The organism is Marivirga harenae, from assembly GCF_030534335.1.
Taxonomy (GTDB): domain Bacteria; phylum Bacteroidota; class Bacteroidia; order Cytophagales; family Cyclobacteriaceae; genus Marivirga; species Marivirga harenae.
In genome coordinates this window covers 2,658,229-2,680,761 of sequence record NZ_CP130565.1, presented here as the reverse complement: position 1 = coordinate 2,680,761, position 22,533 = coordinate 2,658,229, and the positions used below count along the sequence as shown (strand labels likewise).

Annotated in this window: 22 protein-coding genes and 1 pseudogene; 5 read left to right on the top strand and 18 right to left on the bottom strand. The window is 35.3% G+C overall.

The window, feature by feature from the left end:
* Nucleotides 1-301: 301 nt before the first annotated feature.
* The 6 genes from Q3Y49_RS11630 to Q3Y49_RS11605 form a co-directional block, all read right to left on the bottom strand.
* On the bottom strand, nucleotides 302-769 hold the full coding sequence (locus tag Q3Y49_RS11630; protein WP_303268358.1) for a zinc metalloprotease: 468 nt from the start codon (nucleotides 767-769) through the stop codon (nucleotides 302-304).
* Between the two features lie 215 nt (nucleotides 770-984).
* The gene (locus tag Q3Y49_RS11625) at nucleotides 985-1,377 is read right to left on the bottom strand and encodes a hypothetical protein (protein ID WP_303268357.1); all 393 of its coding nucleotides are present in this window, start codon (nucleotides 1,375-1,377) and stop codon (nucleotides 985-987) included.
* A gap of 265 nt (nucleotides 1,378-1,642) precedes the next feature.
* Nucleotides 1,643-2,020: a hypothetical protein gene (locus Q3Y49_RS11620; protein WP_303268356.1), complete on the bottom strand. Its 378-nt coding sequence runs from the start codon at nucleotides 2,018-2,020 to the stop codon at nucleotides 1,643-1,645.
* A 576-nt stretch (nucleotides 2,021-2,596) separates the two neighbouring features.
* Nucleotides 2,597-3,202, bottom strand: a complete 606-nt coding sequence (locus Q3Y49_RS11615; protein WP_303268355.1) for a carboxypeptidase-like regulatory domain-containing protein — start codon at nucleotides 3,200-3,202, stop codon at nucleotides 2,597-2,599.
* An 11-nt stretch (nucleotides 3,203-3,213) separates the two neighbouring features.
* Complete coding sequence (locus Q3Y49_RS11610; protein ID WP_303268354.1) at nucleotides 3,214-4,269, bottom strand: M42 family metallopeptidase; 1,056 nt, start codon at nucleotides 4,267-4,269, stop codon at nucleotides 3,214-3,216.
* A 454-nt stretch (nucleotides 4,270-4,723) separates the two neighbouring features.
* On the bottom strand, nucleotides 4,724-4,915 hold the full coding sequence (locus tag Q3Y49_RS11605; RefSeq protein ID WP_013453300.1) for a cold-shock protein: 192 nt from the start codon (nucleotides 4,913-4,915) through the stop codon (nucleotides 4,724-4,726).
* A gap of 95 nt (nucleotides 4,916-5,010) precedes the next feature.
* On the opposite strand from Q3Y49_RS11605, the gene Q3Y49_RS11600 reads away from it, so the two are divergent.
* Entirely contained in the window at nucleotides 5,011-5,493 is a 483-nt protein-coding gene (locus Q3Y49_RS11600) for a SixA phosphatase family protein (RefSeq protein WP_303268353.1), read from the top strand.
* On the opposite strand, the gene Q3Y49_RS11595 is transcribed toward Q3Y49_RS11600, so the two are convergent.
* The 5 genes from Q3Y49_RS11595 to Q3Y49_RS11575 form a co-directional block, all read right to left on the bottom strand.
* Nucleotides 5,494-8,256 (bottom strand): WD40/YVTN/BNR-like repeat-containing protein, encoded by a 2,763-nt coding sequence (locus Q3Y49_RS11595; RefSeq protein WP_303268351.1) that lies wholly within the window; start codon nucleotides 8,254-8,256, stop codon nucleotides 5,494-5,496.
* A 99-nt stretch (nucleotides 8,257-8,355) separates the two neighbouring features.
* The gene (locus tag Q3Y49_RS11590) at nucleotides 8,356-9,075 is read right to left on the bottom strand and encodes a hypothetical protein (RefSeq protein ID WP_303268350.1); all 720 of its coding nucleotides are present in this window, start codon (nucleotides 9,073-9,075) and stop codon (nucleotides 8,356-8,358) included.
* A 264-nt stretch (nucleotides 9,076-9,339) separates the two neighbouring features.
* Nucleotides 9,340-9,786, bottom strand: coding sequence for a hypothetical protein (locus Q3Y49_RS11585; RefSeq protein WP_303268347.1), 447 nt, complete (start codon nucleotides 9,784-9,786; stop codon nucleotides 9,340-9,342).
* A 359-nt stretch (nucleotides 9,787-10,145) separates the two neighbouring features.
* Nucleotides 10,146-11,411 (bottom strand): ComEA family DNA-binding protein, encoded by a 1,266-nt coding sequence (locus tag Q3Y49_RS11580; protein ID WP_303268346.1) that lies wholly within the window; start codon nucleotides 11,409-11,411, stop codon nucleotides 10,146-10,148.
* A complete protein-coding gene (locus Q3Y49_RS11575) occupies nucleotides 11,408-12,223 on the bottom strand; it encodes a PorV/PorQ family protein (protein ID WP_303268345.1) in 816 nt (271 codons plus the stop codon). Before Q3Y49_RS11575 ends, Q3Y49_RS11580 begins: the two co-directional genes overlap by 4 nt.
* A 64-nt stretch (nucleotides 12,224-12,287) precedes the next feature.
* On the opposite strand from Q3Y49_RS11575, the gene Q3Y49_RS11570 reads away from it, so the two are divergent.
* On the top strand, nucleotides 12,288-12,926 hold the full coding sequence (locus tag Q3Y49_RS11570) for a toxin-antitoxin system YwqK family antitoxin (RefSeq protein ID WP_303268344.1): 639 nt from the start codon (nucleotides 12,288-12,290) through the stop codon (nucleotides 12,924-12,926).
* Nucleotides 12,927-13,018: 92 nt separating this feature from the next.
* Here Q3Y49_RS11570 and Q3Y49_RS11565 read toward each other — a convergent pair whose 3' ends face one another.
* Nucleotides 13,019-14,533 (bottom strand): BamA/TamA family outer membrane protein, encoded by a 1,515-nt coding sequence (locus tag Q3Y49_RS11565; RefSeq protein ID WP_303268343.1) that lies wholly within the window; start codon nucleotides 14,531-14,533, stop codon nucleotides 13,019-13,021.
* A 77-nt stretch (nucleotides 14,534-14,610) separates the two neighbouring features.
* On the opposite strand from Q3Y49_RS11565, the gene yidD reads away from it, so the two are divergent.
* Nucleotides 14,611-14,856 carry a membrane protein insertion efficiency factor YidD gene (gene yidD / locus Q3Y49_RS11560; RefSeq protein WP_303268342.1) on the top strand — a complete coding sequence of 82 codons (246 nt, stop codon included), beginning with the start codon at nucleotides 14,611-14,613 and terminating at the stop codon, nucleotides 14,854-14,856.
* On the opposite strand, the gene lgt is transcribed toward yidD, so the two are convergent.
* From lgt to Q3Y49_RS11535, 5 genes and pseudogenes are all read right to left on the bottom strand, one after another.
* On the bottom strand, nucleotides 14,853-15,935 hold the full coding sequence (lgt, locus tag Q3Y49_RS11555; RefSeq protein WP_303268340.1) for a prolipoprotein diacylglyceryl transferase: 1,083 nt from the start codon (nucleotides 15,933-15,935) through the stop codon (nucleotides 14,853-14,855). The genes yidD and lgt overlap by 4 nt on opposite strands.
* Nucleotides 15,936-15,987: 52 nt before the next feature.
* Complete coding sequence (gene nadE, locus Q3Y49_RS11550) at nucleotides 15,988-17,838, bottom strand: NAD(+) synthase (protein WP_303268339.1); 1,851 nt, start codon at nucleotides 17,836-17,838, stop codon at nucleotides 15,988-15,990.
* A 38-nt stretch (nucleotides 17,839-17,876) separates the two neighbouring features.
* A complete protein-coding gene (gene rnc / locus Q3Y49_RS11545; RefSeq protein WP_303268337.1) occupies nucleotides 17,877-18,608 on the bottom strand; it encodes a ribonuclease III in 732 nt (243 codons plus the stop codon).
* Between the two features lie 9 nt (nucleotides 18,609-18,617).
* Nucleotides 18,618-19,869, bottom strand: a pseudogene (gene fabF, locus Q3Y49_RS11540) (beta-ketoacyl-ACP synthase II).
* A gap of 22 nt (nucleotides 19,870-19,891) precedes the next feature.
* Entirely contained in the window at nucleotides 19,892-20,128 is a 237-nt protein-coding gene (locus tag Q3Y49_RS11535; protein ID WP_013453317.1) for an acyl carrier protein, read from the bottom strand.
* A 155-nt stretch (nucleotides 20,129-20,283) separates the two neighbouring features.
* Here Q3Y49_RS11535 and Q3Y49_RS11530 point away from each other — a divergent pair, with 155 nt between their 5' ends.
* Nucleotides 20,284-20,709: an IPExxxVDY family protein gene (locus tag Q3Y49_RS11530; RefSeq protein WP_303268330.1), complete on the top strand. Its 426-nt coding sequence runs from the start codon at nucleotides 20,284-20,286 to the stop codon at nucleotides 20,707-20,709.
* Nucleotides 20,710-20,720: 11 nt separating this feature from the next.
* Complete coding sequence (gene pyk, locus Q3Y49_RS11525; protein ID WP_303268329.1) at nucleotides 20,721-22,157, top strand: pyruvate kinase; 1,437 nt, start codon at nucleotides 20,721-20,723, stop codon at nucleotides 22,155-22,157.
* Nucleotides 22,158-22,225: 68 nt separating this feature from the next.
* On the opposite strand, the gene Q3Y49_RS11520 is transcribed toward pyk, so the two are convergent.
* Nucleotides 22,226-22,522, bottom strand: coding sequence for a sll1863 family stress response protein (locus Q3Y49_RS11520; RefSeq protein ID WP_303268327.1), 297 nt, complete (start codon nucleotides 22,520-22,522; stop codon nucleotides 22,226-22,228).
* Nucleotides 22,523-22,533: the final 11 nt, after the last annotated feature.

Here is a 22,533-nt window from a genome sequence, read left to right as displayed (position 1 = left end):
CCGAAGGTCAAACCGGAAATAGCTTTATATTATAGCGGGCAACTAGAAGACAGAAGTGGCAAGTAATGGTATGGGAAATTGTAAAAGACCTTCCAGGTTTTAAAAACATAGGAGGTCTTATTGAAAGTAGAGAATTTTACTTCTTGTTGTCCTTCTTCCAATCCCTAATAGAATTAGGTAAAAGGTGGATTATCGGACTTAGGCAATTTTATTTTCCAAAGCTTATTGCTTTAAAATCTTAGCAATTTGTTGTTTGTCTTCAATTAATTTGAATAGTTGGGTTTCTTGAGCATTTGTAATTTTACATACCAAAAGCAGTCGTGTTTACCACTACCCCATCAGTATTGGGTCGAACTTCAAACATATCTGGAAACTGAGCATATCCAAGTAAACCAGCCTGAAGATTACAAACCCATATATTTAAATACCTGTCAGTCGGCCAGGCAGGAATGCCTGTTGGGGCAAATTTAATACCGGTAGCTACCTCATTTGTTGACCCGTCAGAATTTCTAATACGGGTATAATCACTTTCACTAGTCTGAGCCCTTACAATACCATTGGTAGGATTACCATTTGGGTCTGTACAAGCAAGCACAAATTCAAATTCTGTATCGATCGCTACTCCTTCGAATATTGAAGGTGTATTGGATGCATCTGCATTAAGCCTTCTGAAATCTTTATTCAAAACATCAATTTGTGATTGAATTTGAGTGTTGCTTATTTTAAGGCCGGAGCCTACTGCCTCTCCATTATGCAAAACGTGTATCACTACTGGAATAGTAATTAGTGGGTGATTGGAAGATCTCCCAAGTAACTTTTGATTTACATAATCAGATGTTTGCCTTTCAATTTGAGTAATTCTTTTGTATCGATCAGGATTATATTTTTAAATTGCTTCGAGGTTCAATTCCGAGCCACAAATATTTTGTGCTGATGTATTAGTAATAATCAAAAAAGTTAACGGTAAGGCTGATAATATTCGTTTCATTTTTTATTATTTAAATCTTCAATGGAAGTGATTTCGAATTTACAGCCGAAACCACCCCATACATATGGATCTATTATTAGATTGCAACAACTCTTTTTATTACCACTTATCAAAACAATTGTATTATGTTTATAGGTAAAATCCCAATTGCAAGGAACTAAAATATATTCATTACTTGCAGCAAATGGTTCTCTGGTAAAATCCGATGGATTAGTGCTAAGAATAAAACCAAATTCATCCTCTTCAATTACACGAGCTTTTTGACCTGAAATATGTTCTATAACTGATTCATTGTCACAACTAGATTCACATAATGAATCATTCTCTTGAGCGCAGCTATTATTTAATAGGTAAAAAATGAGAATAAAAATATAGGTTGATTTTTTCATGATTTCTTATAATTACCTAAGAACATAATAAATGTAGGACGAAAAAATAATATATACAAAAGTTTAAATAAACCAACGGCATTTGTTGTTTATGAATAATTGTGAATGAATTACTTAATTATGCTATCAGGTTTTGATTTCGTGATTTAAACTAACCTTTTGATCATACTATTTAAAGACAGGGTTCTCCCCTTGTCTTATCAAAAATCAAAATCCGTCAGCTACATGTCAACGGTTTGGTATTCTACAAGCATATCATATCTCACTATTGCTTTTCGATTTCTAATATTTCAATTTCCCTGTAGCCGGAGTCTCTCCAGCCACAAAATCTATTTGATTCCAAAAAACTATAGGTCAATACAACCTTAAGACTATCTATCATAAAAACCGAATCCAAATTAACAGTTGCGTGAAAATTTTGGTCATGAAGAATTAACCAACCACAGCCATCTACACCAGGATTCCCATCATAGAAAACCAAAGCTTCCACATCTCTTTGCCCCTCAGGGATTTTGTCAATTTGCTCTTCAGGAACTTTGTCAACTGGAGATTGACTTTCGCAACCAAAAGCATAAAGGCCAAATAAAGAAAGGGCCAAAATATGACATATAGTTTTATGTTTTGTAACAACTAGATTATTCATATTTTTTAATATTTTAGTTAAAACTACATTAAAGGCACAAAATAAACTCTATATATATAAATGTTTGTATTATAACTTTTAGATTATACTAATTCATTTCAATTCAACCCACACTATTCATAAAAAGGCTATGAAAAATGAAAACAGTAAGTTTAAACTAATTGATTATCCATATAGAAAACTAGATAAGCCCGATAATTTATAAAACCTAATAGTCCAAATTTTGGTGTTTGAAAATTCATGTTTTAACATGAAACTCGTAGTTTACCTATCTAATTATTGGGTTTTCATAAATTGCCTGTCCTTCGGAACAAAAATTTATATGAATTTCTCGGGTTAAGATTCTTCTAATTTTTTTCAATCAATTTCAACTATAGAATTCTTATCCGAAGAAAGGGTAAAGCCTTTAATCAAGTTATAAAAGATAACTTGCTTCCTCATATCTGGGAAAAAGAAGAAATAAAAACGCGTCAATAATCATCACTTCAGAGGAAAGTTAAAGAAGTCAATTGTAATATTTTTACTACTAAAATATATTTTAGCCTACCCGAACTGATGATTTAGCAAGAAATAATCTTACCTCTTATTCTCCTTTTTCCAATCCCTAATAAAATTACTCCAGGTCATAGGGTTTAGGAAGTTATTAGGTGGGACTATGCCAGTCATTTCATATAACCTTGCATACCTCCACTGATCGTAATAGGGGCTATTTTGATTATATTGTTCTTCTAAAAGTCTATTTAAATCCCTTTTAAAATCGTCTAACTGTCTCTTCTGAATCTCTGTCAATTCGGTTTTAACGATGGTATTGGTAAAATAATCCGCATCAGGCAATGGATACACTGTCACCTCGTCTAAAAGTACATTTTCCCGTACCATTAATTCAATTAAAGAATAGGTCTTGCCTTCTAATAACTTTGGAATAATGAATGTGGAAGTTTGATAACCAACACTCCTAAAAGTTATAGTGTCACCTGGATACGCTAAAAATGAGAAGTATCCCGAATTATCCGCTACGGTACCACTTTTTCCTTCTCCAATTAATACTGTAGTGAAAGGAACTGGCTCCATATTCTCTGCATCTAATATTACCCCGGTAATATTGATAGGATCTTCTTCTTGCGAAAAAGCAGAAAAACTGAATAAAAACACAGACAAGAATACTAATAGGCTATTTCTCATAATATATTTTTTTAGTGGTCCCAATTATATTTATCCAAGGTCTCAAGGCAAGCATTTAGTAGATTAACGGAATCCAATATATCTTGTTTATGAGCCATTTCAATTACTTGATGTAAATTTCTTGTCGGGATAGAAATCGCTCCTGCTATCGCCCCATTTTTTCCCATTCGCTGCAAGCCAGCAGTATCTGTTCCGCCCGCTGTTAAAATTTCAGGTTGCCATTTAATATTGTTTCGGTCAGCGGTTTGCTTCATGAATTCTACCATTCGGTAATCACAAATGGTCATGGCATCCAAAACCTTAATGGCCGTCCCTGCCCCTAAGGAAGTCACTTTTTCATGTGCTTGAGCTCCAGGTAAATCAAAAGCAATAGTAGTATCCAATGCAATTCCGAAATCAGGATTGATTTTGTGCGAAGCTACATTGGCACCTCTGAGCCCAACTTCCTCTTGAACTGTAAATACCGCATAAACATCATAAGGATGATTCTTTAAAGTCTTTAAAGCCTCTATCAATACGAAAACCGAAACTCTGTTATCTATTGACTTACAGTTCACACAATCTCCCATTTCAATCAGGCCTCTTTCTCGGGTCACTGCATCACCCACTGAAACGATCTTCTCAACCTCCTCTTTATTCATCCCCAGATCAATAAAATAATCAGTTGTCTTGGATACTTTATTTCTTTCTTCAGTAGTCATGACGTGTATTGGCTTAGATCCCATTACCCCAATCACATCCTTTTTTCCATGAACAATCACACGCTGAGCAGTAAGCGTTTTAGGATCAAATCCACCTAGTGTGGTAAATCTTAAAAACCCATTTGCATCAATGTGGGTCACCATAAAACCGATCTCATCCATATGGGCCGCCACCATTACCTTTTTTCCTTCCGGATTGCTATTGGCTCTTTTTATGGCGTGAACATTGCCCAAGTTATCGACTTCCACTTCATCAACCAGTGATTTCACTTCATTGATCACTAAATCTCGAATTCTCTTTTCATGCCCCGGTGCTCCAGGCGTCTCACAAATTTTTGAAAGTAGTTCTATGTTAAAGTTTTTCATTTTAGCTTATTTAATTTTTCCAAAATTAATCGAATTCGGTAGTTATCAATAATTGTGAAGGAAAAGAATTGTTTTGAAAGCTGTAAAAATGATTTCAGCAAAGCTGAAAAACACTTTACCACAAAAGAATAGCTTTTACTCTTGTAGATATAAATTAGACTCCTTCTACCAAACCGTAAGGCCGTTCCTATGGAACTGATACTGGTTTTAGCGTCTCGCTAAGAAACCTAGTTCAAACAATAACAAAGCCGTTAATTTTAGATGCCTAAGCGAGATGATTTGACTTCGGTGGTGTTCCTTGAACAGGAATGAGAAATTTGTAATTATTTTTTCGCTTTAGCGAAAAGCCTTTTGTTATCTTTTGGCTCTTTTGTGGTTAAAATCAATACTGTGTAGGCACAAAAAAAGCCGATTGGCGACCAATCAGCTTTACATTCAGAATCTATAAATAGAATTATACTCTTCTGACACCAATGGCATTTAAGCCTTTTTTACCATCTGTAGTTTCGAAAGTAACTTTATCGTTTTTCTCGATATCGTCTTCTAAACCACTTACGTGAACGAAAATTTCGTTCTCTGTTTCGTCTTCAATGATAAATCCAAATCCTTTGTCTTCATTGAAGAACTTTACTGTTCCAGTACTCATAAAATAAATTGTTATTAATTATAAATTTGAGGCAATATACATTTTTTGATTTATTCTGTTACTATTGTGGCTAATTATTTTTAAGCGAAGCTAATATGAAAAAATTAATACTAATCCGTCATGCCAAGTCAAGTTGGGATTTCCCTCACCTCAAAGATTATGATCGCCCTTTAAATGATAGAGGAAAAAGAGATGCACCTAAAATGGCTCAGTGGCTATCTTCACAAGAAATCAAGGCAGATTTGATTATCAGTAGTGGTGCTGAAAGAACTAAAAATACAGCTATTGCATTTCAAGCCGTATTAAATATCCTTATGGAAATTGATGACCAATTGTATCATGCGAGCAGATCAAAATTATTGAATATCATAAAGCAAGCTAATGATGAAATCAATTGCTTGCTATTGGTCAGTCATAATCCGGGATTGAATGATTTGGCCGATTATCTGCTCTCTGGTTTCACGGATAATATTCCTACGACCGGGATTGTAAGTTTGAATTTTGATATACAAAAATGGAGCGAAGCTTCTCCTCAAAGTGCCTCACTCCATTTTTTTCAGTTCCCTAAAAATTTGTGATTACTTCACTTCAAATCCTTCCTTATGCTCTTCATTTCCTAAGGTGAATTTCAATTCATATTTTCCTTTGGAAATGAAATCATCTCCTATTTTACAATTCCAGTCGAAGCTTTGGTAGCCATTGAATAATTCTTCTTCCCAAGAGCTTAGGCTTTCACCTTCTTCATTCAACACTTCAATCTTAACTTTTCCATTTTTATCGGAATCATAAAACAATGCTATTTCCATTTTTGGTAAATACGCTTTTGAATAGGGATGTGATTTTTCGCCCCAGTTTTTGCTAAAGCGAATATTATTTAAAGCGAAAGTTACTAATTTATTAACCTCATTTTGGGCTATCTTATGCAAAGGCTTCACATCCATCACATATATACTTCTGCCATGGGTACCTACAATCAAATCCAAATCCCTCGGATGAACCATTAAATCATAAGTAGCCACATTAGGAATAGCCCCCATATGCTGCCAATTTTCTCCATCATTGAAGCTGGTGTATAACCCATGATCAGTTCCTATGTAAAGCAAGCCAACCACTTTAGGATCTTCATAAATTACATTAACAGACTCTAGTGGTAAATCTCCTGCAATAGACTTCCAGTTTTTACCAAAATCAGAGCTTTTAAAAACATAATTATCAAAATTATCATTTCTATAGCCTGTCATCGAAAGATAAACGGTAGCTTCATCATGTTCTGAAGCATGAATACTACTCACCCATAAATCTGCCGGAAGGTTGTTATTGATTCTTCTAATGTTCTGGCCTTCTTTCATTAGCCAAACATTTCCGTCATCAGTGCCTATGTAAACAATCCCGAACTTCAGTGGTGATTCTGCAATTTCAGTAATGGTAGCAAATGGAACATTACCTTCTTTGGCACCATTGGTCAAATCACCAGTCAATGCAGTCCATCTATCACCTTGATTTAAACTTCTGTAAACTTTTTGAGCTCCCATATAAATGATATCAGGATTATGCTTACTCATGACTACAGGTGTTCTCCAGTTGAACCTCAACCGATCTTCGCCAATGTTATGTTTAGGTGTGATATAATTTCTTTCTCCACTTTCTCTATTGATTCTGAAATAATTCCCGAATTGATAGCCAACATAAACAATATCAGAATTCCGAGGATCAGCACTTACAAACATTCCATCACCACCGAATATACTTTCCCATCGTCCTCTTACGTTGGGCACAGTACGAGAACTGCCAACCATAGTGCCGTTATCCTGCAATCCGCCATAAATATTGTAAGGCTTTTCCATATCCACATTTACGGTATAAAATTGCCCAACTGACATGCTATTTTTATGATCCCAAGTGGCTCCTCCGTCATAAGTGATATAAAGTCCGCCATCATTCCCCAACATGATATGCTCTTCATCTTTTGGATTAATCCACATAGCATGATGATCTACATGCACATCCCCCACTGAATCTGTTCGGTTGAAAGTTTTTCCGCCATCTCTTGAAACCACTATTGGTACTCCCATGGCATAAATGATATCAGGATTTTGAGTGGCTACTCTGATTTCCCCAAAGTAGTAACCATAAGTGTAATAAACTCCAGACAAATCATAATCATGTGTTTTTTGCCATGTAGCTCCCCTGTCAGTAGATTTATAAATCACTGCCCCTTTCACATCCGTTTCAAATAAAGCTTGATTAGCATCTCCCAAATATTCGCTCAAAGCTTTGGGCTTATAGCTTCCTGATTCTATGTCTTTTTTGACATTTACCGCATTATATCTTTCAGGAAAATTATTGTCTTTTAAATATTGATCTAGGTCCTCGTTACTCAATTTAAGAAATTCTTTGACTGACATTTCTAAAAAATCGGCTGGGGCTAGACCTTCTTCATTCTCTTTTTCTTTTTTGGTCTCTTTCTGATAATCCACTAAGGCGTATAAAATATCAGGATTGGACAGTGAAATATCCAAACCAATTCTTCCAGTAAACTCATCATCTTCCATTCCATTCATGGAAAGGCTCCAATTCTCACCACCATCGGCTGAGCTATAAATCCCAGAACCTTCACCATTCCCTACGAAGTCCCAGGCATATCTTTTGCGTTCCCACATACTAGCCCAGAGCAAATCTGGGTCCTCAGGATGGATTATTAAATCAATGGCACCAGTTTTATCATCTATAAACAAGACCTTTTTCCAGTTATCTCCGCCATCAGTGGTTTTATAAATACCTCTTTCTTCATTATCAGAATATAAACCGCCCATAGAAGCTACCCAAACCGTATTCGGATCTTTAGGGTGAACCACAATTCTACCTATGTGCTGACTGCCTGGTAAGCCAATGTGCTTCCAGTTTTTGCCTTTATCAATAGATTTATAGACACCAGAACCGGCATAACTACTTCTACTGGAATTGTTTTCTCCAGTCCCCACATATAGAATATTTTCATCACTTGGAGCTAATGCAATATCCCCTATGGTCAATGCACCAACATTGTCGAAAATAGGATCAAAACTCACTCCATTATTTTTCGTCTGAAACAGTCCGCCAGAGGCGTAGGCAATGTAAAATTCTTTTATATTTTTTTGATTAACGGCTATATCCACTATCCTAGCACCTTGAATTACAGGGCCAACATTTCGTGCTGGAAAGGATTTCAAACTTGATGATTCTGCTAATTTTTTTCTACCTTCAATGCCTTGTAATATTGAATTGGCATCGGTTGGTTGAACCTGAGCAATCAGAAAGGAAGGCACAAGTAAAACAAGAAGAACGGCTAATATTCGCTTCATAGTAATTGAATTTTGTATTTGACGAATATCGAAAATTCCTATCAATTATGAGGTTTAAAGTTTATGATCGGAGATTATCTTGGATGATTTGAATTTTAGTCATTTTTTTTTAAAATACACTCTTACCTGCGGCTGGTCGTAATTATCAGTTTCCTTTTCATACCAAAGCGTATTATTAGCTATATTAAACGAAATAAAAGATTCATCTTGATCCTTTTGTGCAAAAAAGTCAACCTTTGTCAATGAACTATTCGCTTCCCAATAACCAACATTTTGATCACCTTTTTCACTACCATTATAGAATTTACCATTATCAGAAAGAAGAATCCAACGGTTTGGAAAGGCATACTTATCAGTATTATTATAACCATTTACGGTTACTTTGTCAAGAACCCATTTCCCCACTAACGCATTTGGGTCAGCTATTTCAATTTTGGGTAATTTGGCTTTTCTATTTAAAGTAATACGGAAATGATTGCGCTTGTCAGTCAAATAAACCAATTCATCTGATGCCTTAACACTCCAGGTCTTTATATCATCAAAAGGGCTTCCATTCATCATTACTAGTTCATTTTTATCTGGCTTTATCATCCAGCTTTTTTCCCTTGTGGTATCTAATAGCCCTACTTGATAAGAGCCTTCTTCTTTAAAAATCAGATAGCGCGTATTGGCATCCAAGTAATCATTGATCATTTCGTGCCCATTTGCTTTTACCGAAGCCACGTACCAATTACCCATCAGCATTTCCGGAGGCGTGCTGTATTTGCAGGCTGAAAGCATGAAAATTATAAAGACTACAATTAATAAGGATTTTTTCATTCACATAAGAGTTCAAAAACATATAATAGAGTACAATTTATTCAAGAAAAAAGTTTTGCGGAAATTAAATGGGATTTTATTTGACCAATCGCTAATCAGATGCTTAAGAAGTAAATGACATTTTTATCAATAAATTTCATAGCATCTAAGTTCCAAAAGAATGAACTTTTGGTAACAGCTACAGAAATACAACACAAAAATTCCAAAGGAATGCGGATTATATTTAGGTTTAGAAATCCATTTTTAACTGATTTTAACTAACCTCTAAAACCTCATCATCATCTGCACTTTTACCTCCGACCTGGTATCCCCCTCTATTTCTTCATTACCAGTTCCTACAGTAAACTGATCCACAAATCGAAACTGGGCATATCGAGCCCACATTTGCAGTTTCTTTGAAAATTTATACTGCAAAAGAGCATAAGATCGACTTCCCACATTTTGATAGGCCGGGATTGAGAACGCATATAAAACATCCTTCTCATAAACATATTGCCTATTTTCGAAATCGTCAGTGTCAAAAATAGAATATCGTGTACTTAACCGAAACCTTCCGAAGTCAAAATTAACATCCTGAATTAAGGCCATCCCAGTTGAATATTCCCCTTGAAGCAAAAATTCACTAAACTGTGCTCTGGTTTTTAGTGAAATAATACCTTTTGGTCTGACATCTAAATTTAAGATGTAATTTCTTTTCTCAGCTGTAGACAATCCATATAGGTTGGGATTATCCTCTAGATCTACATTCCGCTCTTTACTTTCAACTCTCGCTTGAGCATATAATTTTATTTCTCTACTAAACCGATAAGTAACTCGACCTAAGAACTCATTTCCTATGGATGGTCCATCAGCACGAAATCTAAGCCATGGGAAATTAAAACGATCATAATATCCGGAAAAAGTCAGTCGTTTGAAGGGTTGAAATTTTATTCCCCAGTAAACGCCTTGCTCATTTATATTCCTAGTACTTTCGCCAAAAGCGGTCCCATAAAATGTATGAAAATCTCTATCATAATTCCTTACGATAAAGCTGGTCTGCAGACTTGGAGTGATCGAAGCGATAAAACCACCTATGGCCCAATTCCTCCAGAACTACTGATGGCGCTTTCCCCAAATAAATGAAAATTACGCCAATAATAATTAGCAAAAAGGCCATAATTCTGATTTTCAGTTCCACCAAATTCAAATTGATTATATTTATTAGGCTGGCGAAAAAATGGTCGATCATAAATAGTATGTATATAATTTAAACCAATATTCAAGTTTTCCCTTTCGGTATTAAATAGTAGATTACCTCCAAAATTCTGCGTGTTGATAGCATTTTTTCCGGCTAACTCATCTTCAGTCCGATGAAAACCAGTCAATCTGATGGAGGTGAAAAACTCTTCAGCACTTCTTGCTGAATCTGAATCTAAATTTCCATTGATCGGACTATAGCTATAGAAGGTGGTCAAATCCAAGAAATCATTCAACTCAATTGTGGTGGCAATCCCTCTAAAGAAATTAGTCTCCAGCACGGAGGTGTAAGGTAAAACACCAAGATTACTTCTACGTGCTGTTGCTACCGTTTGACTCCCCTTGCCTATTGCGAAGCCAGCACCAAACAATAAAGACTGCCCAAATTGCAACTGATAGTCACCAACAACAATATTCTTTAACCTTCCCTGATTTTCCAACTGTACATGAAAAGACCAATAATCCATCCCGTATTGACTATGACTGGGATCCCATTTAAATTGTTCTCCTGCATCTTTTTCAGTTGTAAACCCTAGACTAAAATCATCTGTGTGCTTTACTCTGAAGCGGGTGTAAACTCTATATGGATCACCTAAATATTCTCTTTCCCGTTCTTTTGTAGAAATATATCCTCGCCTCTTTTCTAGCGTTCTGTCAGATCTAATAATTAAATAATTATTCTCTTCATTTAATATTCTTTGTAATAATGGTCTATTATCAGCTTGCAAGCCAGTTTCTCGTACGCTTACAAAAGGAAGAATTTCGTCTATAGTTTCCAGATCAAATTCAGGAATGGACTGAAGTTCATAAATACTTAGCAATTTTCCGTTTTTTGCTCTGTGCGTCAAAAACTCATTTATTTGAATATTGGAAAGCAATAATATTGATTGTAAATCTTGACGCGAGGCAATATTTAGGTTGATTGGCGATTGGTAAAGTTGAAACAAAGCTTCATAAATATCTTCATAATTGGTATTCTCGTCTTGCACTGAAAAATTACGCTCAATAAAATCTTCTAAGTCAAACTCTTGGGCTTGGGAATTAAAAGGATTGGCTAGTGCTGAAATGAAAAGTATTATAGTAAAAAATGAAATCTTCATTTCGCATTCAATTTATAGTGCATAGAAACACTATGTGAAAATCCCATTTCCGCATGATTACTAAGGGCATAATCCCACTGAAAACTCAGATACTGAAAGCCTAGCCCATAGAAGGACTGAAATGAATTACTATTTAGTCCTGTCCGTAAATAGAATTTGTCTAAGAAATTATATTCTGCACCAAGCTTTAGTAAAGTTGTTTTTAAAATATCCTTTTCAGCTTCCGCATTTATCATGAAATAATCTCTTGGTCTGTAGGATATTCCCAATTTCAATAAAGTGGGAACTCGTTCTTCAGTTTTGGCATTTAAGCTAGACTGAGTAATATTCAAGGCTTGAGCACCAATTGCCAACTGTGGAGTTAACATAGCGATTCCACCAAAATCAACAGAATAGCTGCTTCTAGTACCTAAATCCTGTACCACATACTGAAGATAATTGGTCCTTCCTCCAATTCTAATTATTCCAATTTCAGTAGCATATCCTAGCGAGACTTTATGCTCATTATAAATATCATCCCCAAAGCGGAAAACATTGAGAGATGCATGACCGAAAGGCAGTTTGCTGGTGATACCGACTGCCATAAAATCCATGCCCGGCATGCTAAATCTGTTTGCATAAGTGGCTCCAACTTCAAAACTATTAGTAGAAGTAATTCCTGCAGTATTTTGAAAAGAGGCCCAGTAACCGTCTACAGTGACAGAGGCATCCCCCATGCCAATCCCTCGACTTGATACTGGGGCGTATATAGATTGCGCATGAGTTTTAAGAGATATAATCAATAAAATGGGTATGAGGTTGAAAATTTTCATGCACTTAATACAAATTATAAGCTCAAAGTGATTAAATTAGCTAGGAGCCTAAATGAAAAATAAGTTGAAAAATTATAAAAAATATTGTGCATACGCAATTTTTGTTCTAAGCTTTCCGACTGAAATCTTCGCTCAGCTTGATTCAATATATTACGATTCTGGAGAGCTGAAAGCCTTTGGTGAACTTCAAAATAACGCAAAACATGGACATTGGAAGTACTTCTATCCCAATGGCGAAATAAATGCAATAGAAAAATATCAAGATGGCAAACTAAATGGCGAGATTATCAATTACTATCCGAACGGACAGATTTCCTCCGAAGAAAATTGGCTGCATGGAGAATTGGAAGGTAGATCAGTTTATTTTTTTGAAAATGGTCAGGTTGAAAAACAGGGGGAATATTTAGATAGTAACTATCACGGACAGTGGGATTTTTTCTATGAAAACGGCAGATTACGACAAATTGGAAATTATCAGAAAGGACTACCAGATGGTCCGTGGCAATTCTTCAATAAATCAGGTCAAATTATTCAAACAGGCGACTATCAAAATGGGAAAGAAGATGGGCTATGGCAATACTTTGATGATAAGGGAAGAAAAACCTACGAAGGATATTATAGTAAAGGTGAAAAAATAGGGAATTGGTATTATTTCAACAGGTTTGGGAAAAAGAAAAAGGTTGATAAATCAGATATTAAATAGAGTCTACGCTTTAAATAGGATTCTGATTTGTATTTCTTCGTTTTACTTTTTTTAGTAACCAGTGCTTTTGAGTAAATAAAATTTTCTTAAACTTAAATACCAGATTTCACATTAATGAAAAATCCTCCTTCATTTAAAGCATTGATAGAATATTCAAACCTCACAACTGCATCATAATAAGTTACAATATCTAATCCGGCACCATAACTATATATATACCTATTGGATAAGAGTGGGCTCACAGTAGTTTTGCTGCTTTGGGGCAAATTATTTTGAACGTAAGCATGATCATAAAATACTTTAAAATAAGCTGCAATCGGAACTTTTCTAAATTGTTTTAATGGCATCAATCTTCCTAAATTAGCTTCAATTGAAAATAGCCTTTTCTTAAACTCAGTTTTATTCATTGCGTAATGCTGACCTTGAATAACATATAGCTCATAGCCTTTCAAGAGATTATTAGCAAAACCCAATCCCTGCATAGAATTATAAGGTTGAAAGCGCGGGAAACTAGTATAGCCAGTGAATGAAGAAGCTATATTAAAGTTATATTTTAGGGGCTTAAAATAAGCCAAGTGTGCTTGTATATTGCCTTGGTTGATATCATTAAAAATTCCTAAGCCCATTTTGGTAAATCTCCCGTCAATCAAAAAGCCTTTAAGGGGGTAATTATTACGATCCCTAAAATCTCTCCTAAAAATATAGGATAAACCAATATAGTTTTGCTCTACCTCACCATTTCTCCCCAAATAGTCCTCATTGAATTGAAGAACTTCCTCGAGGATCGTAGTTCGCGAGTAGGTTAACCGCATGGTGTGCGTATTGTAGTACGATTCTCTGTAGTTGAAAACCAAATTGCTAGTAAGTGTATTTGAGATGATTTGCCTTTCACCATCGTCTCCGAATATACTGTCCGCATCAATAAACAGGCGTTTATTAGCAATATTTGTATAATCAATTTGATCTAATTCACTGAATGAAAAGCTTAAACCCATACCAAAAGTTTGATCTTTATTTAAGTACGGAATGTTATAACCAAAATAAAAACGCCTTTTAAAACCGAACTGTGCCATTGCTGACAAACGCTCATTTAACCCCCGAACATTGAACTGATCAAACTTAAAACCATATTCAAATCGATCAGTGGCTGCATTCTGATTGAATAGCCAGTCACTAAAGTTCCTATCCGCTAGTTTAAAGATGACGCTCGGCCATATATACCACCTCTCCTCTACGAAGAATACAACTTTAATATTATTTTCGCTTCCTTCTACAAATTCCAGCTCAGCTCTGACACTATTGAACAAACCAGTATTGAAAATCTTATTTTCATCAAGCTTAATCAAGTCTTTCAACTCCCTAAAAGGATAGCTGACGTTAGCTTGGATATCTATTTCTCGGGTAATAATCCTTCGTTTTGTTTTCTTATTCCCCCTAATTTCGATTTTTTCTAAAAAAAGAATTTGATTTTGGAGGCTATCTTTGGTTCTGTTAACTACTTCAAGTCTTCCTAAATCAGTTTCAACCGTCACTTGACTTTTTGCGTTATGAGAACTTAGTACTGGGAAAATGACACATAGCAGACTAAGCTTGAATATAAATTTCAAGGAAAGCTTAAGATTTGACTCGATATTTAAAGATATTATTTTAATTTCTTACTAATTTTAATTCATAAAATTTGAACTTGGGACAAAACAAAAAGTATCAATTAACAAAAATCGTACGAAAAATTGCTGTGTGGCCAGTATTGTTTTATCAGTATGGTATATCACCTTTATTTCCTTCTTCCTGTCGTTTTACACCCACCTGTTCAGAATATACTAAACAGGCTATATTAAAACATGGTTTATTTAAAGGTTCGAAATTATCAGCAAAACGGATTTCGAAGTGCCATCCATGGGGTGGATCTGGTTTTGACCCTGTTCCCTAAATTCCTTTCTCAGCTTTAAAAGATTGAAAAATAAAATAAAATCCAGCCAATACCAATGGAATACTTAACCACTGCCCCATGTTAAGGACTAGTCCATCCTCAAAAGCTACCTGGTTTTCCTTAATAAATTCATAAAGAAATCTCAAACCAAAACAAGCAATCAGGAAGATACCAAAAAGTCGGCCGTCTGCCAATCCACTTCTGTTTTTATTCCATAAATAAAACAATAACAAGAAAATCAGTAAACATGAAATGGCTTCATACAATTGGGATGCATGTCTAGGGACTCCATCTCCGTAGGTTGTCACGTAAATAAAACCACCTTTTTGATTATAGTCAAATTCAGTATTTTTTGAAAATTTTACATGCTGCCGAATATTATCTTCTTGAAGTTTATTTAACAATTGGGTCTCAGAAAATCTTTTCACATCCTCCAATTTATTTTTATCATTATAGGCCACAATCAACTTCACAGGATGTTCAAACTCGCTTTCAAGAGAACCTTCAATCAATTTCGATTTACTAACACTTTCAATTTCAACATCCTCTATGGCAGAAGCAAGATAACTTAATCTTAATTCAACTTCTCGCCCAAAAACAACTCCAAACGATTTGTCAGTAGGACTACCTATGATTTCAGAATTCATGAAGTTGCCTGTTCTAATTAAGGCACCCGTAATTGCTACTACTATCACGATTCTATCCAGAATCCATAAATAGCTTATGTCTTGATATTTTCTTGAGAATAAATAGAGTGCTATTAAAATGCCTGCGGCACCACCATGACTTGCTAAACCACCTTCCCATATCTTCAAAATGTCTAGGGGATTACTTAAATATCTCACTGGTTCATAGAAAAGGACATGTCCTAATCTAGCTCCAATTATAGTAGCCACAACCATATAAAGGGTTAAAACTTCAACTTGCCTCTCTTTTTTCCCTTCTTTTTTAAAGATGTAAAACATTATTTGTTGAGATATAATGAATCCCAGGGCAAAAAGTAAACCATACCATCTTAATTCAGTAAATCCCAAATCAAGAATGTAAGGCTTCGGTGACCATACTATGTAGCTAAGCATATTCTATTTTCGTTTAACACAAAATTAGGGTAAAATGAGAAATCTCAATGATTTATTCTGCTTTTTCCAGATCTTCAAGTTCCTCTTTGAATGAAGATGACAAAATAGGAAATCTACACCAAGTTTTAGGATCTACATTATAGTCGTCCAAATGAAAGGAAACAGCAATTCTTTCTCTCTTCCATTGATTTTTTGTCCATAACTTAAAAAACTTTTGAACGGAAGATTTTAGACTACTCAGGTCTCCGCTCCAAGACGATTTGATTTCTTTATAGACACCTAATGGTGACAACCTCTCCCGTATCGCCAATTCTTCTATCCTTTGCAATAATGGATATGGCATTAAATCTGTTTCATCGGATTGAGATTGATCCTCAGGTCTTAGTTCAGCAGTAGGCTGTAAGCTGTTAACATAGCTTAAACTTTTATAAGATAAAGTCTTCTCAGCCCACTTTAGCCATTGAATAATAAAAGGCTTATCAATAGCCGCGATAGGCGCTATACTTCCACTAGTATCTCCATCCATCGTGGTATAACCAACACTTCCTTCACTCCTGTTTGAAGTAGTTAGTAAAAGCGCATTGTTAATATTTGCTAAAATCCATATAATGGGTGATCTAGCTCTGGCTTGAATATTTTGAAGTGCAATATCATCTTCGCTCCAGTTCAATTTTCTTCCAATTTTCTCGGATATTTTCTCGGTATAACTTTTTACTTCTTCATCGATTCCCCAATGATAGAAAACTGCACCAATTTCTTCTGCAAGTTTTTGAGCAGACTCCAATGTAGCGCTACCTGAATTTTCTGTGCTTTGATAGGCAGTGGCGAATATCCGATTAGCGATTTCCTTTCTAGCATTCTGTTTGTTTTCCAATTCCGAAAACCACACTGCCTTATGAATCTTCTGTAGAAATAGTTCTAATCCCAATTCCTCTATCCCTGAACGGATCATTTCTGCAACCAAAACTGCTGAAGTGGATGAGTCAGCTCCCCCACTCAAAGATAAGACAAAACCATTACTATGACTTTTTCTTAAATAATCGAATAATGCCAAACTCACCGCCTTTGTGAATTCTTGATTTGGATTTGATTCAAAGTTTGCAGCAATCTTTGAGTGCTCTTTTTCTGTATCCCAAATTCCTAGCTGATAATTTTTAAAAGACAGTAATTCATTTCTGAACTTTAGCTCTCCATCCTTAGCAATCATTAGTTCACCATCATAGATCATCCTGCCGGCTTCATTTCCTAATAAGTTTGCATAGATATAAGTACAACTATAATCTTTAGAACTGCTCACAACCAATTCCTGTCTACTTAAAGATTTATCAATAGCAAAATGACTTGCAGAGGGATTTAAAATTAAATTAACTCCTCTTTTTCTTAGCCTATTGGCAGGTCTATCAACTCTCCAAGCATCTTCACAAATCTCAAATCCAATAGTATAATGTTCAAAATCAATCGTATAATCACCGATTGGGATTTCTTCTCCATTTAAGTTTAAAGTATCCTTCCTGTTGACCTCCCATTCGGTAAACCACCTGGGTTCATAATGAACACCATCCTTCGCTAAATTTTGTTTTGGAATGATGGATTGTATAGTTCCATCTTTGCAAAAAGCAATGCAATTATATAATTTACCCTCATGTTTTATTGGTAATCCCGCAGTAAAAGCCAAAGCCGGAGCAAGTGGCAGGATTTTTTCAGTTAAGGTTCTTAAAGCTTTCTCCCACATCCAATCACTCAGAAAAACATCCTCGCAACCATAGCCACAAATACTTAATTCAGGAAAGCACAATAACTTTACCCCCTGTTTTTCAGCATCCATCAATGCCTCTAAGATGTTTTGAGTATTACCTTTCCAATCTAATGGGATTTGATTAAGAGTTGCGCCTGCAATTTTCATAATTATGGTTTTATAACAACAAATTAAACTATCTGTTCCTAAGACAGTTTTAATTTCTGACAAGCTTTAAAAGCAGCATTCTGCTCCGCTTTCTTCTTATTGAGTCCAGCCCCTTTAGCAAACTTATCACCATTGATTATAATAACAGCTCTAAATTCCTTTTTCATCCCTTCTTGTTTATAATCTTCAATATCGAATCTTATAGATTTATTTTCCTTTTGTGACCATTCAATTAGAATACTTTTATAATTGGTATTATTTTCAATTATTTCATCTAAATCAAAATGCGGGATCAGTAATTTATTGATTATAAACGTCTTGCAGAACTGGTATCCTCTATCGATATATACTGCACCAATAAAGGCCTCCATCATATCGCCATAGATTGACTTAAAATGGTATCGGTTTTTGGAAAAATCAGATTCCAACATTTGGCTGATACCAATTTTTTTAGCCAATAAGCTCAATGATTCTCGGTTTACTAATCTAGAACGTATCTCGGTAAGAAAGCCTTCATCCTTAAAGGGATATTTTTTGAAAAGATAGTCCGCCACTACAGCTCCTAATATTGCATCCCCTAGATATTCAAGTCTTTCGTTTGAAGCCCTAAAGCCATTGGGAAGAGTTTTAGCTACACTGGAATGCTGTGTCACCAACTGAAATAACTCTAAACGAAAAGGCTTGTAGCCAACAATTGATTTAACTGTAGCGACAAGCCTTTTGTCTTTTTTTGATAATTTTTTGAATGAAGTTAAAAATCGCCTAATCAAGGTCGGAAATTAATCTAACTTCTTAAGTAAGATAGAAGTATTATGCCCACCAAAACCAAAGGTATTGCTTAATACTGTTTTTACTTTTCGTTCTTGCGCTTTATTAAATGTGAAATTCAATTTTGGATCGAATTCCTCATCATCTGTAAAATGGTTTATAGTAGGTGGAACCATTTGCTTCTCTAAAGCAAAGATACAAGCTAATGCTTCAACTGCCCCAGCAGCACCTAATAAATGCCCAGTCATGGACTTGGTCGAGCTAATATTTAAATTATAAGCATGATCCCCAAACACATTTTTTATAGCACTGGACTCACTTAAATCTCCTAATGGAGTAGAGGTTCCATGCACATTTATATAGTCCACCTCAGAAGCATCAATTTGAGCATCATCCAAGGCATATTTCATTACGTTTGTAGCTCCTAATCCTTCTGGGTGTGGTGCAGTCATATGGTGGGCATCAGCAGACATTCCACCTCCAATAACTTCTGCATAAATTTTAGCTCCTCTGGCCACAGCATGCTCATATTCTTCAAGAATCAAAGCCGCACTACCTTCGCCTAAAACAAATCCGTCTCTGTCTTTGTCAAATGGACGAGATGCCGTACTCGGATCATCATTTCTTTCTGACAATGCTTTCATGGCATTAAAGCCACCGATCCCTGCTTCGGTTACAGAAGCCTCAGAGCCACCAGATATGAATATATCAGCTTTTCCAAGACGGATATAATTGTAGGCATCAATTAAGGCATTCGTTGCCGATGCACATGCAGATACTGTCACAAAATTTGGACCTCTAAATCCATATTTTATGGAGATAAGTCCTGCACAGATATCAGAAATCATTTTGGGAATAAAAAATGGATTGAAGCGCGGATTTCTATCGTTTGATACAAAGTTATCTACTTCATCTTGAAACGTTTTTAACCCCCCGATTCCTGAGCCCCAAATCACTCCTGCCCTGTCTAAATCTATTTTTGATAAGTCGAGTTTAGAATCTTGAATTGCTTGCTCTGCCGTAATCATTCCGTACTGAGTGAATGGATCCATCTTTCTAGCCTCTTTTCGGTCTAGATAATCCTCAGCTTGGAAATTTTTTACCTCGCAGGCAAATTGCGTTTTAAATTTGGACGCATCAAATTTAGTAATGGGACCAGCTACCACTTTTTCCCAAAGCAAGATTCTCCCAGTATTCTTCGACAGAATTACCAATAGGTGTTAATGCACCCAGTCCCGTTACAACTACCCTTTTTAAATTCATAAAAGAATTTTGAGCTATTAAATTATTTTACGTTTTCTTCTAAGTAAGAAATGGCCTGTCCAACAGTACCAATGTTTTCGGCTTGATCATCAGGAATAGAAATATTAAATTCCTTTTCAAACTCCATGATCAACTCCACTGTATCCAGTGAATCTGCTCCCAAATCATTGGTGAAACTTGCTTCTGCAGTCACTTCTGACTCTTCTACTCCTAGTTTGTCAATGATAATTGCCTTTACTTTCTGTGCTATTTCAGACATTATTTTAGAATTTTAGTTTTAAATACTCCGCAAAGAAATGTATTTCCCCCATTAATGTCAAACAATTTTTTTCCTTTCGTCCAAGTATTTTGCTTTTTGTTGCAACTTTATTAATCAAGTTTTAGATTAAATTGAAATATTCATAACTTGATCACATGAACAATAAATTGTTACAAGATACCTTCAAGGTTGATTTTCAACTTCTGGCCATCTCCTCTGCATTGACCGATTTTCAAATGGCCTGGCATATAAATCAACATACTCATTTTACTCTAAAAAGAACAAAGGACCATTTTATTGAACTTAAAAAAGGGCTTCACCTCAACACTTCTTGTTTTCGACATCAAACAGAGAACATTTCCATAAAATTACTGAAAAATAAATTAAATGAAAGTGAGGCTCAGCAAGCTTTCCTAATTCCAGAAATGAAAAATATTGATTATTTCCTCATTATACAAGATGATACTGAAGAATTGGAAATACTTAATGTAAAAAGTACACTAAGTAAAATAAAAAATGTAATTTTGATTCAAATATTGGATGCCAACCGGCTGAAATCGGTTGTGAACCTAATGACATAAATCTATTTACAATGAAAAAAGAAAGCATCAAATTTAACAAATCAAAAATAGTAGCAACAGTTGGCCCAGCTTCCAACACTAAAGAAATGTTACAAAAGTTAGTAAAAGCAGGTGCGGATGTTTTTAGACTCAACTTCTCACATGGCGACCATAAAGTCCATCAGCAAACTTTGCAATATATTGAAGAAATCAATAGAGAATGGGGCACTAACGTCAGCATACTTCAAGATTTACAAGGCCCAAAAATTAGACTTGGGGAGATTAAAGGTGGCTGTGTCAACATTAAGGCTGGAGACGAATTTATCATAACAACTCAAGAAATGGAAGGAGATGCTAAGAAAGCATCTACTACTTATCAAGGCCTCCCCTCTGATGTCAAAAAAGGCGATCTTATTCTAATTGATGACGGTAACATTCAGTTGGAAGTTCTGTCATCTGATAAAACGGAAGTAAAAACTAAAATTATTTATGGAAATGAATTGAAATCAAAAAAAGGTATCAATCTCCCTTTTACAAAAGTTTCAGCCCCTAGTTTAACAGACAAAGATTTAGAAGATCTAAAATTTGGCCTTAAAAATGAAGTAGACTGGATTGCTTTATCATTCGTACGTTCTGCTGCAGATGTTCTTGATTTAAAAAACAGAATTAAATACAACGGAAAAGATTGCAAAGTAGTAGCGAAAATAGAAAAACCGGAGGCATTGAAAGATATTGACAATATTATTGAAGCCACAGATGCAGTTATGGTGGCTCGTGGAGATTTAGGAGTAGAAATCCCGATGGAAGATGTTCCTTTAGCTCAAAAAATGATCATCAAAAAATGTAATGATGCATGTAAACCTGTGATTGTAGCTACACAGATGATGGAAAGTATGATCGAAAACCCTAGGCCTACTAGGGCAGAAACAAATGATGTGGCCAATGCAATTTTAGATGGTGGGGATGCAGTTATGCTATCTGCCGAATCAGCAGCGGGACAATATCCTGTTGAGTCTGTCTTGAGCATGTCTAATACTATTGCAAGCATTGAAAAACATGATTCTATCTACCACAAATACGGCCATGTATCGCGAAATTCCGCGACTTTTAACAGCGATAATTTAGTGCAAACAGCTTGTAAGCTAGCTGAGGAAACCAATGCAAAAGCTATTGTTGGAATGACCAAATCTGGATATACTGCTTACAGATTAGCAAGTCACCGTCCAAAAGCGGGAATCTTCATTTTCACTGGAAATCATGATTTGCTAGAAACCATTAATCTGGTATGGGGTGTAAGGGGCTACATTTATGAAAATTATGAAAGTACCGATAAGACCTTTGCTGACATTGAGAAAACTTTGAAAAGAGATAATCATGTTCAAAGCGGTGATATCATCATTTTAATGGCGAGTATGCCAATCAAAGAAAAGAATAGAACTAATATGTTGAAAGTAACTGAGGTAAAATAGTAAGGGATTATGCAAAATATAAGCTATCTAAATAGATCGATAGCTTATATTTTTTAAAATTTAAAAATTTATCTAGTCGTATTAAATTTATCCTTTAAGTTCTGCCAGGCACTTTTTAGTCCGTCTAATTGACCATCTGCTTTAGATTTTAATTCTTGAACGTCTTCTTCATTGGCATTTTCCAGCTTATCAATAAAAGCTTCTATTTTATCCATATTAGATTCCAATTCTTTTGCTTCCTTACTGCCTTCTAACTGGCCTTCAGCATAAGCTCCTTTGGTTTCTGCCTTCAACTTATTAAAATCGGCTTTCCATTCCTCGTATTGTGAAACAAGTTTTTGCTTTAAAGCATCTTTCGTATCCATAATTTGATTAT

Bases quoted from the DNA above. Each gene is read 5' to 3' on its own strand.
- Q3Y49_RS11615 (WP_303268355.1), bottom strand. From the start codon at position 3,202: ATGAGAAATAGCCTATTAGTATTCTTGTCTGTGTTTTTATTCAGTTTT.
- Q3Y49_RS11600 (WP_303268353.1), top strand. From the start codon at position 5,011: ATGAAAAAATTAATACTAATCCGTCATGCCAAGTCAAGTTGGGATTTC.
- Q3Y49_RS11620 (WP_303268356.1), bottom strand. From the start codon at position 2,020: ATGAATAATCTAGTTGTTACAAAACATAAAACTATATGTCATATTTTG.
- Q3Y49_RS11610 (WP_303268354.1), bottom strand. From the start codon at position 4,269: ATGAAAAACTTTAACATAGAACTACTTTCAAAAATTTGTGAGACGCCT.
- Q3Y49_RS11535 (WP_013453317.1), bottom strand. From the start codon at position 20,128: ATGTCTGAAATAGCACAGAAAGTAAAGGCAATTATCATTGACAAACTA.
- lgt (WP_303268340.1), bottom strand. From the start codon at position 15,935: ATGCTTAGCTACATAGTATGGTCACCGAAGCCTTACATTCTTGATTTG.
- nadE (WP_303268339.1), bottom strand. From the start codon at position 17,838: ATGAAAATTGCAGGCGCAACTCTTAATCAAATCCCATTAGATTGGAAA.
- pyk (WP_303268329.1), top strand. From the start codon at position 20,721: ATGAAAAAAGAAAGCATCAAATTTAACAAATCAAAAATAGTAGCAACA.
- Q3Y49_RS11625 (WP_303268357.1), bottom strand. From the start codon at position 1,377: ATGAAAAAATCAACCTATATTTTTATTCTCATTTTTTACCTATTAAAT.
- Q3Y49_RS11530 (WP_303268330.1), top strand. From the start codon at position 20,284: ATGAACAATAAATTGTTACAAGATACCTTCAAGGTTGATTTTCAACTT.
- Q3Y49_RS11580 (WP_303268346.1), bottom strand. From the start codon at position 11,411: ATGAAGATTTCATTTTTTACTATAATACTTTTCATTTCAGCACTAGCC.
- Q3Y49_RS11575 (WP_303268345.1), bottom strand. From the start codon at position 12,223: ATGAAAATTTTCAACCTCATACCCATTTTATTGATTATATCTCTTAAA.
- Q3Y49_RS11595 (WP_303268351.1), bottom strand. From the start codon at position 8,256: ATGAAGCGAATATTAGCCGTTCTTCTTGTTTTACTTGTGCCTTCCTTT.
- Q3Y49_RS11520 (WP_303268327.1), bottom strand. From the start codon at position 22,522: ATGGATACGAAAGATGCTTTAAAGCAAAAACTTGTTTCACAATACGAG.
- Q3Y49_RS11590 (WP_303268350.1), bottom strand. From the start codon at position 9,075: ATGAAAAAATCCTTATTAATTGTAGTCTTTATAATTTTCATGCTTTCA.
- Q3Y49_RS11605 (WP_013453300.1), bottom strand. From the start codon at position 4,915: ATGAGTACTGGAACAGTAAAGTTCTTCAATGAAGACAAAGGATTTGGA.